General features: G+C 34.4%; 8 protein-coding genes. All 8 read left to right on the forward strand.

What is annotated here, in order from left to right:
• The first annotated feature begins 243 nt into the window (after positions 1 to 243).
• The 8 genes from V1468_RS12650 (at position 244) to V1468_RS12685 (ending at position 15,629) form a co-directional block, all read left to right on the forward strand.
• Positions 244 to 3,048, forward strand: a complete 2,805-nt coding sequence (locus tag V1468_RS12650; RefSeq protein WP_331810591.1) for a helix-turn-helix and ligand-binding sensor domain-containing protein — start codon at positions 244 to 246, stop codon at positions 3,046 to 3,048.
• A gap of 235 nt (positions 3,049 to 3,283) precedes the next feature.
• Complete coding sequence (locus V1468_RS12655; RefSeq protein ID WP_331810592.1) at positions 3,284 to 6,334, forward strand: SusC/RagA family TonB-linked outer membrane protein; 3,051 nt, start codon at positions 3,284 to 3,286, stop codon at positions 6,332 to 6,334.
• Positions 6,335 to 6,345: 11 nt separating this feature from the next.
• Positions 6,346 to 7,815, forward strand: coding sequence for a RagB/SusD family nutrient uptake outer membrane protein (locus V1468_RS12660; RefSeq protein ID WP_331810593.1), 1,470 nt, complete (start codon positions 6,346 to 6,348; stop codon positions 7,813 to 7,815).
• 12 nt (positions 7,816 to 7,827) lie between these two features.
• The gene (locus V1468_RS12665) at positions 7,828 to 9,921 is read left to right on the forward strand and encodes a hypothetical protein (protein WP_331810594.1); all 2,094 of its coding nucleotides are present in this window, start codon (positions 7,828 to 7,830) and stop codon (positions 9,919 to 9,921) included.
• A gap of 12 nt (positions 9,922 to 9,933) precedes the next feature.
• The gene (locus V1468_RS12670) at positions 9,934 to 11,574 is read left to right on the forward strand and encodes a glycoside hydrolase family 16 protein (RefSeq protein ID WP_331810595.1); all 1,641 of its coding nucleotides are present in this window, start codon (positions 9,934 to 9,936) and stop codon (positions 11,572 to 11,574) included.
• An 82-nt stretch (positions 11,575 to 11,656) separates the two neighbouring features.
• Positions 11,657 to 13,894, forward strand: coding sequence for a beta-glucosidase BglX (bglX, locus tag V1468_RS12675; protein WP_408647372.1), 2,238 nt, complete (start codon positions 11,657 to 11,659; stop codon positions 13,892 to 13,894).
• The gene (locus V1468_RS12680) at positions 13,876 to 14,640 is read left to right on the forward strand and encodes a glycoside hydrolase family 16 protein (protein ID WP_331810597.1); all 765 of its coding nucleotides are present in this window, start codon (positions 13,876 to 13,878) and stop codon (positions 14,638 to 14,640) included. The genes bglX and V1468_RS12680 overlap by 19 nt, the downstream gene beginning before the upstream one ends.
• An 11-nt stretch (positions 14,641 to 14,651) precedes the next feature.
• Entirely contained in the window at positions 14,652 to 15,629 is a 978-nt protein-coding gene (locus V1468_RS12685) for a T9SS type A sorting domain-containing protein (protein ID WP_331810598.1), read from the forward strand.
• Positions 15,630 to 15,686 lie beyond the last annotated feature (57 nt).

Here is a 15,686-nt window from a genome sequence, read left to right on the forward strand (position 1 = left end):
CTTATATCAGTTGGTTATATGGTATAGTAGACTTTTAAACCATAATTAAATAGTTCCATGTTTTGTTGGCATTATTGATGCATGATGTTTGATTTTTATTGAAGTTCACATTTCTTTTTTAATAAAACTCAATTGCTTACCACTACAAAGCTTTTCAAAGTTCTTATATTTACAAGTATTAACACCTTAACACTAATGTTGTGTTAGGTTTTAATTCTTAAATTTATTAATCGACTAAGAACGATGATTAGTAAGAAATTTTTCATATTATTTGTTTTAATCTCATCCATTCTTTATGGTCAGGAGATTCCTCCGATTCAAATTTTTACTACCAAAGATTATAAAGCAGAAGATCAAAATTGGTCTATTTCTCAAGCTTCAACAAATGAAATGTATTTTGCTAATAACAAAGGTCTTTTAGAATATAATGGTGAACGCTGGCAATTATACAAAACCCCAAATGAATCTATTTTAAGATCTGTAAGAGTTATTAATGATCGTATATACTCTGGTTGTTATATGGATTTTGGTTATTGGGAAAAAGATAATTTTGGTAAACTAAATTATACGTCTTTAGTAGAGGAGTTAAAGGTTGAGTTAGTAGATGATGAGCAGTTTTGGAATATTGTTTCTTTAGAAAATTACATACTCTTTCAGTCGCTAAACCATATATATATTTATAATAATATTAGTGGTGAATTAAAGGTCATTGAGTCACAAAATACGATTACCAAAATTTATAAAGTAGACGAAGCTATATTTTATCAGAAGTTTAACGAAGGACTTTTTATGATAGAAAATGGCAAAGAGAAATTGGTTACAGATTCAGACTTAATAAAAGATAAAGTTGTTATTAATATTTTTAATAGTAATGGCAATTTGCTTATTCTTACTAAAGAAAATGGATTTTATGTCATTAAGAATAATACAGTTGAGGTTTGGAATCTAAAACTAAAGCAGACACTTTTTCATAATAGTATATACAGCAGTATACAATTAAGAAGTGGTGGATATTTGCTGGGTACGGTATCTCACGGAATAATTTTGTTAAATGAAGATGGTGAAGTAAGATTAAAAATCGATCAAACCAATGGCTTAAGCAATAATACAGTTCTATCGCTATTTGAGGACCGTAGAGGTAATATTTGGTTAGGTCTGGATAATGGTATAAATAATATAAATTTAAATTCACCATTTTCTGTATATAATGACGAGTCTGGTGTTTTAGGTACTGTTTATACATCATTAGTTTATGACGGGAAACTTTATTTAGGAACTAATCAAGGGTTGTTTTACAGAGATATTAAATCTCATAACCAATTTAATTTCATTGAGGGTACAGAAGGTCAGGTTTGGAGTTTGCAAAACATAGACAACACCTTTTTTTGTGGTCATGATAAAGGAACCTTTATTATTTATAATAATGAAGCTAAGCTCATATCAGAAATACAAGGAACATGGCAGTTACAAAAAATTAATGCTCAATCAGATTTTTTATTGCAAGGAAATTACAATGGTCTGTATGTTCTACTCAAATCCAATGGCAAATGGTTGTTGAGAAATAAGTTAGAAGGTTTCAATATTTCTTCTAGGTATTTTGAATTTGTTAATCAAAACGAAATAGTTGTGAACCATGAGTATAAGGGTGTGTATAAGTTAAAAATTAATGAAGATTTTACTGCTGTTGAGTCTTTCAAAAAAGAGTCTGTTCCAAAAGGAGATAAATCTGGTTTAGTAACCTACAACGGTCATGTGCTCTATGCTTATGAGGATGGCGTGTATAGATACGATACTAAGAGAGAATCATTTCAGAGAGATAGTTCTTTAAGTAAACTAATAGATTCTAAACACTATGTTTCCGGTAAATTAATTAAGGATCAAAATTCTGATAGACTTTGGGCATTTTCTGAAAACACATTGAATTATGTAGAGCCAGGTAAGATGTCTTCAAACTATAGATCCTCTTCGTTATCGCTTCCTAACGATCTTCGAAAAACTAAAGTGGGTTACGAGAATCTTTTAGAACTCGATAATAACAAATATTTAATGGGTGCTACAAATGGCTATTTAGTGTTTGATTTAGATAAACTGAACAGCAATGATTACGAAGTTTCAATAGCTCTTAATAGAATAACTAATTATGCTTTAAATCAAGAAGCTAGAGTGCTTAAAATAGATTCTACTAGTATATTAACTAATAAGAGTAATAATATTTCTTTCGAATATAGTGTAACTAATTTTGATAAGTTTCTTAACTCAAAGTACAAGTATAGATTATTAGGATTCAATAATAATTGGAGTGATTGGGTTGAAGATTCCACAGTGTTATACGAAAATTTACCTTATGGTAACTATACTTTTGAAGCTAAAGCCAAAGTTGGTAATGCCGTTTCTGGTAATACTATTACCTATGAGTTCGAAATCAGTAAACCATGGTTTTTAACACCTCTCGCTATAACTATATATGTACTGATTTTGGTTTTGTTATTAGCAATTGTTCATTGGTTAAATCAACAGCATTATAGAAAGCAACGTGCAGAATTATTGAAGAAAAAAGAGCGAGAACTGGAGATAAAAGGTTTAGAAAACCAAAAGCAACTAATGCAGTTTAAAAATCAGAATCTTCAACAAGATATAGAAAACAAAAATCGCGAGTTGGGTATGTCTACGATGAATCTAATTAACAAAAACGAATTGCTTAATGAAATAAAAAAGGAGCTTGTAAAGGCAAAGAGGATTGAAGATTTAAAATCTGTAATAAAGCTTATCAATAATAACTTAAATACAACAGACGATTGGAAGCTGTTTGAAGAAGCGTTTAATAACGCAGATAAAGACTTTTTGAAGAAAATTAAAAGCATACATCCTTCATTAACATCAAACGACCTTAGATTGTGTGCCTATCTTCGACTTAATTTGTCATCCAAAGAGATAGCACCTTTGCTTAATATTTCTCCAAAGAGTGTAGAGGTTAAGCGTTACAGATTGCGAAAAAAAATGAATTTAGAGCATGATGTTAACTTAACGAATTATATACTTCAACTTTAACTCCTATACAATTTGATATTTTACCTATACAATACCACTACATTTGTATAGAAACATGAACTACAACGTTATAGTTAAGATTGGTTAATACCACTGTTTTTAATAGTTTGTTAACATTTGATTATGTAATTGATAAAAATATCATTAAAAATTTACGATGTATGTTTTTTGTATAGGGTCTTTTTGGTAATATCTTAAAATCTATTATTAAGTTGCATTTACTAACAAAACAACTATGTATAAAAAAATTTTAATTTTATTGCTCTTCTCTTTTAGCGCTATATCATATGCTCAGAATGTAGATGTAAAAGGGACAATTACAGAAGGTTCCAGCGGACAACCGCTACCTGGTGTGAATATTCTTATAAAAAACACATCCAGAGGAGCTACAACAGATTTTGATGGGATATTTGCTATTAATGATGTACCAATTAATTCGGTATTAGTTATATCTTATTTGGGATATGTATCGCAAGAAATAGCAGTTGTTAATAGTGATCCTATTAATATTGTTTTACAAGAGGACACCGAAACTTTAAATGAGGTTGTAGTTATTGGATATGGTTCTCAAACCAAAAAGGAAGTAACAGGAGCAGTATCTACTGTGAGTTCAGAAACATTAAGTGAGTTAGCACCAGTAAAGGTAGAACAAGCATTACAAGGTACTGTTTCTGGTGTTAATGTAACAACCCAATCTGGTGCGCCTGGTGCAGGATTAGATATAAGGATTAGAGGTATTTCTACAAATGGTACCAATGGCCCTGCAGTTTTTATTGATGGTTACCAAGGTGATTTAAGTTTACTAAATCCAAATGATATTGAAACTATTACAGTTTTAAAAGACGCGCAGGCAGCAATCTATGGTACTATAGGTGCCAATGGTGTTATTCTTATAACAACTAAAACAGGTTCTAAAAACAGCAAAACAAAAGTTGCATTTAATACTTACGTTGGTTTTCAGGAAACTACACGAAAGTTGCCGCTCTTAAACGCTACGGAATACGCTTTAATTTTAAATGAAAGTTATGCTGCTGCTGGGCAAAATTTACCTTATCCTAACGTTTCAGGTCTAGGTGTTGGTACTGATTGGCAAGATGAAGTTTTCAATGCTTCAGTGCCAATTGTAAACCACGATTTTAGTGTCTCTGGTGGTTCAGAAAAACTGGCTTATACTATAAGTGGTTCTCATTTATATCAACAAGGTATTATAGCACCTAAGAAAACCGATTTTAGAAGAAATACAGCTAGATTATCACTTAGAGGGGATATTTCAGATAAAATAAAGTTTAGTTCTAATGTTATTTATACGTACTTAGATAGAGATAGTGTTAATGATTTTGGTCTTGGTTCTGTCTTATTTAATGCTTTAAATGCACCACCTACATTGTCTGCTTATGATCAAAATGGTGACTTCTCGTTAGTGCCAAATACTGCAGGTCTTGGTATAGAAATTATTAATCCTCTAGCTCAAATAGAGAATACATTTAATGACTTTGATCTTAGAAAATTAAATGGTTCATTTTCTGTAGATTATCAACCAACTGATCAGCTTACATTTACTAGTAGAATAGGGTTTAATACTACAGAGCAAAAAGGAAAGTCTTTTGCTAAAATTGTTGACTATGGAGGAAAAGTATTTGACGTTACAAGAAGTAGCGTGTCTCAAAACTCTGAAAACTTTAATGATTATACACTAGATCTTTTTGCAAATTATAAAGACACGTTTTTTGAAGATCATAATGTAACAGCAACTTTAGGTACCACTATTTATAAAACATTTGGTAGCGGTTTGTTTGCTACAGGTTACGATGTGCCAAACAATGATTGGGCATACGCAGATATAAGTTTAGCTACCGGAACAGGAGCTGATGGCGTAAGAGACGTAAGTTCTTATGCTTTTGATGAAAGAAGAATGTCTGTTTTTGGAAGACTTCAATATGACTATAAGGGCAAATATTTATTATCTGCCATGTTAAGACGAGATATGTCTACAAAGTTTGGTCCAAATAATAGAGTAGCATATTTTCCTTCTGCAACCGCTGGTTGGGTTGTTTCTGATGAAGAATTTTTAAATGATTCATCATTAATAAACTTCCTGAAACTTAGAGTTAGTTATGGTGTTTTAGGTAACGATCAAATTCCTAACAATGGTTATGTAGGTCAATTAAACGGTGAAGCAACTTACGTTTTTGATGGTATTTTAACTAATGGAGTTGCTATTGGTCAATTACCAAACCCAGATCTACAATGGGAAGAGGCAAAGAAATTTGATGTTGGTTTAGATTTTAGAATTTTAGATAACAAAATTGATGTAACAACAGATTACTTTATAAATAAACGCGACAATCTGTTAATCTCTAATATACCTGTGTCAGGTATTGCAGGTGTGTATGCACCAGGAGGGTCATCTCCAACAATAAATGCTGGTGGAGTTGAAAACAGAGGGTTTGAGTTTGCTATAAATTATAAAGATGACTTATCTGAAAATTTAAAGTTATCTGTAAGCTATAATCTTACAACCCTTACTAATGAAGTTACAGAAGTTAACAACAGTACAGGCTTTATAGAAGGCGGAACATTTGGTGTGGGTCAGCCAGCAATTTCAAGAATGGAAGTTGGTCAGCCAATAGGATATTTCTATGGGTATAAAACAGATGGAATTTTCCAAAATCAAGCAGAAGTAGACGCACATCCTTCTCAATTACCATTAGGTGCTAACGCATCACCTGGTGATTTAAGATATGTTGATGTTAATAACGATGGAGTTATCGATACAGATGACAGAACTAATCTAGGTGATCCAATACCAGATGTAACAATGGGACTTAATTTAACCTTAAATTGGAAAAATTTAGATTTTACCGCGTATGCATTTGCTTCGATAGGAAATGATATGGTTAGAAACTACGAAAGAACATTAACAGATGTTAACCAGTTAAATTATGTTTTAGATCGCTGGACAGGTGAAGGTACAAGTAATACAGTGCCAAGAGTTACTACAGCAGCAACAACAAACAATGTGTTTTCAGACTATTTTGTAGAAGACGCATCTTACCTAAGATTACAAAATGTTCAGTTAGGATATAACTTACCTGCAGACGTTATTGAGTCTATGGGTTTTACTAAAGTAAGACTTTATTGTGGTGTAAATAATCTAGTAACATTGACAAAATATAGAGGTTATGATCCTGGAGCAACTTCAGGAGCTCCAATAGGTGGAGGAATAGACTTTGGTTTCTATCCTATACCAAGAACCTATTTGTTTGGTCTTAACCTTAATTTCTAAAAAAAACAATTATGAAAATAAAAACCATAAAAAAAATACCTGTACTAGTCATACTGATTTTAGTCTATTTCTCTTGTACAGATGATTTTGTAGATAGAAATCCAGTATACTCTATCGACTCTGAAAACTACTTCAATTCTGAAGACGATTTTAATAACGGACTTATTGCAGCCTATGATTTATTACAATCTACATACATCAATAACATTATGGGCGAAATAGCATCAGACAATACACTGTGTGGTGGAGAAAGTGCAACAGATGTTATAGGGTATCAACAAATAGATGATATGATTCACACGCCTGTAAACGATCAGCTACAGAACTTATGGAATTGGATGTTTGCAGGAGTTAATCGAGCAAACTATCTATTAGAATTTCAAAATAATGTAGATTTTGAAGGGAAGGATATCATAATAGCAGAAGCAAGATTTCTAAGAGCATATTATTATTTCGAATTGGTAAAATGGTTCGGTCCTGTGCCTTTAAAAGAAACGAGATTTCAGTTAGGAGACGAAACAACAATTCCAAGATCTCCTGTAGAAGATGTATATGCTTTAATTGAAGCAGATTTAATCTATGCATCAAACACACTTTCATATACAGCACCTCAAGTTGGTAGAGCTACAAAAGGATCTGCTCAAGCGTTGTTAGGAAAGGCATATGTATATCAAGAAAAATTTAGCCAGGCAGCTATTGTTTTAGATAATTTAATTCAAAATGGACCTTACGACTTAGTGGTAGACTATGATACGTTATTTGAAAGTCAACAAGAAAATGGAGTAGAATCTGTTTTTGAAGTGCAATATACCGATGCAGAAGGTGCTGGTTTTGGTTGCTTACAGTGTAGTGAAGGTAATATCGCAGTTGGTTTTAACGGTATTAGAAATTATAATGGTCCTTTGTTCGATTCAGGTTTTAGTTTCAATGTACCTACTGAAGAATCATATTTAGAATATGACGAAGATGACCTTAGAAGAGATGTAGCTATTTTAAATATCGAAACTTGGGCAGCTCAAACAGGTGCAACATACGGAACAGGATATGAGCATACAGGTTATTATAACAGAAAATATATTGCAAGACAAGGTGATTTAAATACAGGTGATCAAAACCTTACAAATCCAAATAACTACAGAGCAATAAGATTTGCAGACGTATTATTATTAGCCGCTGAAGCCTATAATAGAGGTGGCTTAAGCGATGTTACTGCTCAACAATACTTAAATAGAGTAAGAAATAGAGCTTTTGGAGATACTGATCATGAAGTTTCAGTTACCGGAACAGCATTGACAACGGCTATATTAAATGAAAGAAGATTAGAGCTTATGGGAGAAGGTCATCGTTTCTTCGACCTAGTAAGAACAGGAAACGGATCTGTAATTCCAGGTTTTGTAGAGGGTAAGCATGAAGTATTTCCAATACCATTGGAGGAAATTCAATTTTCAAATGGTAATTGGCAACAGAATCCAGGTTATTAAAAAATAGAGACTATGAAAATAATTAAGAAACAATTAAAATTTATTCTTTTAGTACTTGTCGTTTTTGGCTGTACTAAAGAAGATGATAATACTGATTTTGTTAATCAGATTGAGCCTCCGACAAATATTGCGGTTGATGTAACGGTAACACAAGATAATACTGGTTTGGTAACATTAAGACCATCAGGTGAAGGTGTCACAGGATATGTTATAGACTTTGGAGATGGATCAGAAGTATCAGATTTTATAAATCCGGGAGAAGACATTACACATACGTATCAAGAAGGTGTGTATGATGTTGTTGTAACAGCAAATGGACTTACGGACGAAACAACTTCGATAACACAAGAAGTAGTAGTGTCTTTTCAAGCACCACAAAATTTAGTTGTAGACATTACGAATGATCCCGCTTTATCAAAAACAGTAAACGTGACAGCAAATGCTGAATTTGCCACATTTTTTGAAGTAGATTTTGGTGAAGTTCCAGGTGCAGATCCTATTTCAGCAAACATTGGTGAAACGATATCTTACACTTTTGAAGAGGCAGGTGTTTATACCATAACTGTAGAAGCACTAGGTGCTGCCATAGAGACTACAACATATTCCGAAGATTTTGAGGTTACGGCGATTCTTCAGCCTTTAGCCTCTGCTGAAACACCTCCAGCAAGAGAAGAAAGTGATGTGATTTCAATTTTTAGTAGTGCTTATAGTGACGTTCCTGGTACAGATTATTTTCCAGATTGGGGACAAGCTGGTCAAGGAAGTGGCTGGGCAATGTTTGATTTAGGTGGAGATGAAATGCTACAGTATGTAAACCTAAGTTATCAAGGTATTGCTTTAGCAGAAGGAACTTCAATAGATGTGTCTCAAATGGAATACTTACACTTAGATGTTTGGACAGCAGAATCTGTTACCGATATTGAAACATCTTTAATAAATAACGCTTCAGGTACAGTAACAGAAGCTCCGGTTACCAGATCTTTAACAGCTAATAACTGGACAAGTATTGATATTCCAATTTCAGAATATACAGATCAAGGATTAACAGTTACAGAAATTTTCCAATTAAAGTTTGTTGGTACACCTTGGGCTGCTGGTACGGTGTTTATAGATAATATTTATTTCTGGAAAACTCCAACAGCACCTTCACCATTAGTCGGAACATGGGTTTTAGCACCAGAAGCAGGAGCTTTAGGTGTTGGTCCGTCAATAGGAGATATAGGTTGGTGGAGCTGTGATGCTGTTTGTGTAGCAGATAGAGCATGTCAGTACGATGATGAATTCGTTTTTGGGGCAGATGGATCTTTTACAAATAATCTTGGAAGTGAAACTTGGATAGAAGGATGGCAAGGAGGATCTGATGCTTGTGGTACTCCTGTAGCTCCATATGATGGTAATGCCGTTGCAACATATGTTCACAATCAAGCAGCTGGTACTGTTACAATTTCAGGAACTGGTGCATATATAGGTTTACCAAAAGCTAATAATCAAGGAGAATTACCTAACGTTGCTGTGCCAGAATCAATTACTTATGATGTAACATTTATAGACGATAACACAATCAACGTGGTTATTGAAGCTGGAGCAGGTGTGTTCTGGCAATATAAACTTGTAAGAAGTGGAGCTACATCTCCAGTTGCTGGAACATGGGTTTTAGCACCAGAGGCTGGAGCTTTAGCAGTAGGACCTGCTCTAGGAGATACCAGTTGGTGGAGTTGCGATGCTGCTTGTGTAGGAGATAGAGCTTGCCAGTATGATGATCAGTTTGTGTTTGGTTCTGATGGTAGTTTTACCAATGTTTTAGGTGCTGATACTTGGGTAGAAGGTTGGCAAGGAGGATCTGATGCATGCGGTACTCCTGTAGCACCTTATGATGGAACAGCTTCTGCTACATATACTTATAATGAGTCAGCAGGAACAATTACTATAAACGGTACAGGCGCATATATAGGTTTGCCAAAAGCAAATAACGAAGGGGAATTGCCAAATGTAGCTGTGCCAAGTACAATTACTTACAATGTTTCTTTGGAAAATAGTACAACAATGAATGTGCATATAGAGTCAGGTGCAGGTGTATTCTGGCAGTATAAATTGGTTAAAATTTAAAAAAAACAAGAAATGAAAAATTTAAAGTTTAAATTAAATGTATTGATTCTCATGATTTTGGCGACAATCTTTTCTTGTCAAGATGATGATGCATCAATAGGAGATATTGTTGCGCCTACCAATTTGTCTATAGAAACAGTAGTTGTAGGTCAAGATGCAAATAATCCTTACGGTGATGGTTCAGGTGTTGTTAATTTATATGCAACTGCAGATAATGCGTCCAGTTATAAGTTTATATATTCAACATCAGAGGTTAGTGCCCCTTCGGGCCAAGTTGAAGCCTTGTTTACAAACCTAGGTGTAAATACTTATACAGTTACTGTTATTGCTTACGGTACAGGTGGTCTAGCTACTACAACAACTACAGAAGTTGAGGTTTTAGCAACCTATTCTCCACCAGAGGATTTAATTGAAAAATTAGTAGGTGATAGCTCAAAAACATGGAGACTAAAATCTGAAGCTAATGGCCATTTTGGATTAGGTCCTGTTGGTGGTCAGATTCCTGTAGAATGGTATGGTGCTGGACCTGAGGAAAAAGTAGGTGTTGGTATGTACGATGACAGATTTATTTTTAATATCGATGGTACATTTACGCATATCACAAATAATACAAATGACGATCCTACTACCGATGTTTCTGGTACTGTATTTGGTAGAGATGGTTTAATCGATGAAATTGGCACAGGAGGAACCGTTAATGGTGCTGATGTAGAAAATTTACCTTACGACGATTATACATCCTCATACTCGTTAATTGCGCCAGGTGGAGTAGAAACAATTAGCCTTAATGGACTTTCATTTATTAGCTATTACACTGGAGGTAATCATAATTACCAGATTTTTGATCGTTCAGTTGAAAATGAACTTCTTTTAAAGACTACAGATGGTAACAATGAGTTTGATTGGTGGTTTATTTTAACTTCAGAAGAGCCTGCTAACGAAGAGTTTGCTACGGTATATAATAACTTAGTTTGGCAAGATGAATTTGATACAAATGGCGCACCAAACCCTTCAAACTGGACTTATGATTTAGGTACAGGAACAGACGGATGGGGAAATCTAGAATTACAACACTATACAGACAGACCTGAAAATATTATTGTAGAAGATGGTATGCTCAAAATTACGGCAAAAGCAGAGTCCTTTTCAGGAAGTGATTATACATCGTCTAGAATAAAATCTCAAGATTTATATGAGTTTACCTATGGTAGAGTAGAGTTTAGAGCCAAACTTCCAGAAGGTGGAGGTACTTGGCCAGCACTTTGGATGTTGGGTGCAAACTTTGAAGATATAGGTTGGCCAAATTGTGGTGAAATAGACGTTATGGAGCATGTAGGTAACAACCAAAACACAATACATGGAACATTACATTACCCAGGTAATTCTGGCGGAAACGCAGTAGGAGGAAGTACTACAAATCCTACCGCAAGCTCAGAGTTTCATTTATATTCAGTAGAATGGAGGCCAGGCGAAATTATCTTTTTAGTAGATAATGAACCTTACTTTACCTTTGATAATGATGGTACATTGCCTTTTAATAGCGACTTTTTCTTAATTATAAACTTTGCTATGGGTGGTAATTTTGGTGGAGATGTAGATCCGGCTTTTGTTGAGTCTACATTAGAGGTTGACTACGTAAGAGTGTATCAATAGTATGAGATATATAGAGCGAATAGCAATATTGTTTGTCATTATCAGCTTTGCTTCGTGTATTAAAGGTGATGATAAATTGGCGATGTCTTCAGATACTGTTGACACAACTAAGGATGCATCAATAGAAAGGAAAGTTGAAGAACTCCTAAGTAAGATGACCTTAGAAGAAAAAATAGGTCAGATGAATCAATATAACGGTTTTTGGGATTTAACAGGTCCTGCACCATCAGAAGGTATTGCTGCTAAAAAGTACGAGCACTTAAGAAAAGGTTATGTTGGTTCTATGCTAAATGTTAGAGGTGTTAAGGATGTAATGAAGGTGCAAAAAATAGCCGTTGAAGAAACCAGACTTGGTATCCCATTGATTATTGGGTTTGATGTTATTCATGGTTATGAAACCCTAAGCCCAATTCCGCTTGCAGAATCTGCAAGTTGGGATTTGGAAGCTATAGAGAGATCAGCAGAAGTGGCAGCCGAAGAGGCTGCTGCAGCAGGTATCAACTGGACATTTGCTCCAATGGTGGATATTTCTAGAGATGCACGTTGGGGAAGAGTTATGGAAGGTGCAGGCGAAGATCCTTTTTTAGGTTCTAAAATTGCCGTAGCCAGAATTAATGGTTTTCAGGGAGATGATTTATCAGATCCAAAAACTATTGCTGCTTGTGCAAAACACTTTGCAGGTTATGGTTTTTCAGAATCAGGAAGAGATTATAACACTGTAGATGTAGGAACTTCTACATTATACAATACAATTTTTCCGCCTTTTGAAGCCTCAACAAAAGCAGGTGTAAGAACATTTATGAATTCTTTCAATGAGTTGAATGGAGTGCCAGCCACAGGAAATAAATTTCTTCAAAGAGATATCCTAAAAGAAAAATGGAAGTTTGATGGTTTTGTAGTCTCTGATTGGGGCTCAATCGCAGAAATGATAGCTCATGGCCATGCAAAAGACGGTAAGCAAGCAGCCGAAATTGCCGCAAATGCTGGTTCTGACATGGATATGGAATCTTACATGTATGTAGAAGAATTGGCTACATTAGTAAAAGAAGGTAAAGTAGATGAGAATCTAATTACAGATGCAGCAAGACGAATCTTAAGAGTAAAGTTTGAGCTAGGCTTGTTTGATGATCCTTATAAATATTGTAATGTAGATAGGGAAAAGGCAACATTGGGAAAACAAGAAATCCACGATGCCGTTTTAGATATGGCGCAAAAATCTGTGGTATTATTAAAAAATGAAAATAGTCTGCTACCCTTAAAAAAGGAAAACCAAAAAATTGCAGTAATTGGCGCACTAGCAGATGATAAAACTAGTCCTTTAGGTAGTTGGAGAATTGCAGCAAAAGACGAAACTGCTGTCTCTGTTCTTGAAGGTTTAAGTCGATATTCTGGTAATCAAATTACATATGCTAAAGGTGCTGATTTATCGATTGGCGAAAATACGTTTGCCAAAGAGTTAACTATTAATACAACCGATAAATCAGGTTTTGCTAAGGCCAAGGCTGTAGCTAAAACAGCAGATGTAGTAATTATGGTTTTAGGAGAACATGGTTTTCAGAGTGGAGAAGGAAGAAGTAGAACCGAAATTGGTTTACCAGGAGTTCAGCAAGAGTTATTAGAAGAAATTTATTCTGTAAATAAGAATATAGTTTTAGTACTGAATAATGGAAGACCACTAGCGCTTCCTTGGGCAGATGAAAACATTCCTGCAATAGTAGAGGCATGGCATTTAGGTACCCAAAGCGGAAATGCCATAGCAAGAGTACTTTATGGAGATTATAATCCAAGCGGAAAATTACCAATGAGTTTTCCGAGAAATGTAGGTCAGTTGCCATTATATTATAATTACAAAAGCACAGGTAGACCAAATGAACCAGCGCCAGGGGAAGTATTTTGGTCGCATTATATGGATGAGAGTAATTCACCTCTGTATCCTTTTGGTCATGGTTTAAGCTATTCAAAATTTGTGTACTCAGACCTAGTGATTAACGCTAATGATGCTGATAAAAACATAACGGTTACTTTCAATCTTAAGAACGAAAGTAAAGTAAAAGGAAAGGAAGTTGCTCAACTGTACATTCAAGATTTATTTGCAAGTGTTACAAGGCCAGTAAAAGAATTAAAAGGATTTGAGTTAGTCGAGTTAGATGCTGGTGAGCAAAAAACAATAGAAATAAAACTAACCAAAGACGAATTAGGGTTTTACGATAATCAAGGTAATTTTATCGTAGAGCCAGGTGAATTTAAAGTATTTGTTGGAGGAAGTTCACATGCAGTTTTAGAAGATAAATTTGATTTGCAATGGGATATAAGTCAATAGTTATTCTCTTTATAGTAGCAAGTCTTTTTTCTTGTAAAAAAGAGGAAGAAGTCCTGTTTTTTGAAGATTTTTCGGGAAACAGTCTAAATACCTCTACATGGAATTATGAATTGGGAGATGGTTGCCCTAACTTATGTGGTTGGGGAAATAATGAAAGACAAGTCTATACCAAAGAGAATATTGAAGTAAAAGATGGAAGCCTCATAATTACGGCAACAAAGGATTCTACATCATATTTTTCAGGAAGAATTACAACCAAGGATAAGTTTGAATTTCAATATGGAACCATAGAAGCAAGAATGAAACTGCCGGAAGGTAGTGGCTTATGGCCAGCATTTTGGATGCTTGGTAGTAATATTGACGAGGTAGGTTGGCCAAAATCTGGTGAAATAGATATTATGGAATATGTTGGTAAAAAACCGCATGAAATCCATACAACACTGCATACCCAAGATAGTTATGGTCAATCTAAAAATACTAAGATTTCAACTATTGAGACTATAGAAGAAGGTTTTCACACCTATGCGGCTAAATGGACAAAAGAAAGTATTACATTCTATATAGATAAGAATGAGGTTTATGTTTTTAATCCTAGAGAGAAGAATGAAAATACTTGGCCTTTTGACCAGCCTTTCTATATTTTAGTGAATATGGCAATAGGTGGTAACTTTGGTGGACCGGAAGTAGATGATAAAATATTTCCGAAAAAGTTTGAAATTGACTATATTAAGGTGGTAAAAAATTAAATACATAATATATGAAACAATTCTACTTTATTTTATTATTAATCGGTACGACTATCTCTGCACAAAACAATATTACGTTTAGTGTAGATATGTCTGGACAAACTTTTACTCAACCGTATGTTAGTGGAAGTTTTAACTCTTGGAGTGGTGATGCTAATGCATTAACAAATGTTGGAGGTGATATTTGGGAAGTAACACTATCAATACCAGATGGTGAATATGAATACAAATTCACTTATGACAACTGGGCAGGGCAAGATGCTTTTTCTCAAGGTGATGTTTGTACAATAACTAATTATGGAAACCATAATAGAAGGTTGGTTGTTGATGGGTCTGATATGGTTTTGCCTACGACACCTTTTAGTGCCTGTGTAGAAAACACCACAGGGCCATCATCTTTTACAGTAAATTTTGTTGTAGATATGTCTGGTTACGGTGGTTCTTTTACTAATGTTCATATAAATGGTGAAAACTATAATGGACAAGGTTTTGGCAATTGGTGTGGAGACTGCGGCAATACATTAACCGATTTAGGTGGCGGACTTTATGGAACAACTTTAACCTTAGAGGAGTATTCATACCAATTCAAAATTACTGTAGATGGTTGGACAGATCAAGAAAATTTCTCGCCAGGCGATCCATATACGGCTACTGATGGTACCTATACCAACAGGTATATTCAAGTTAATGAAGATAAAACTATTAATTTAGAATGGAATGTGGCAGGGCAAGAAACCTTAGATGTTAATTCATTCAACGATGAAAAGTTTTTGGTGTACCCTAATCCAACACAAGGAGATTGGAAGTTATCAGGATCGAGCATTATTAATAACGTAACAGTTTACGATATTTTAGGCAAGCAAGTATTGGTAATGAAACCAAATAGAGATGAAGTTATTTTAGAAGCGTCATCATTAAAAACAGGTGTTTATATGGCTAAAATAGAAGGCCAAAAAGGCACTAAAACTATCAAATTAGTTAAAAATTAATAGCGAATCTAATTAATAGAAAGAAGAAAGAGCGTATTTTTACAATACGCTCTTTTT

Source organism: Winogradskyella poriferorum (genome assembly GCF_036553625.1).
Lineage (GTDB): Bacteria > Bacteroidota > Bacteroidia > Flavobacteriales > Flavobacteriaceae > Winogradskyella > Winogradskyella poriferorum.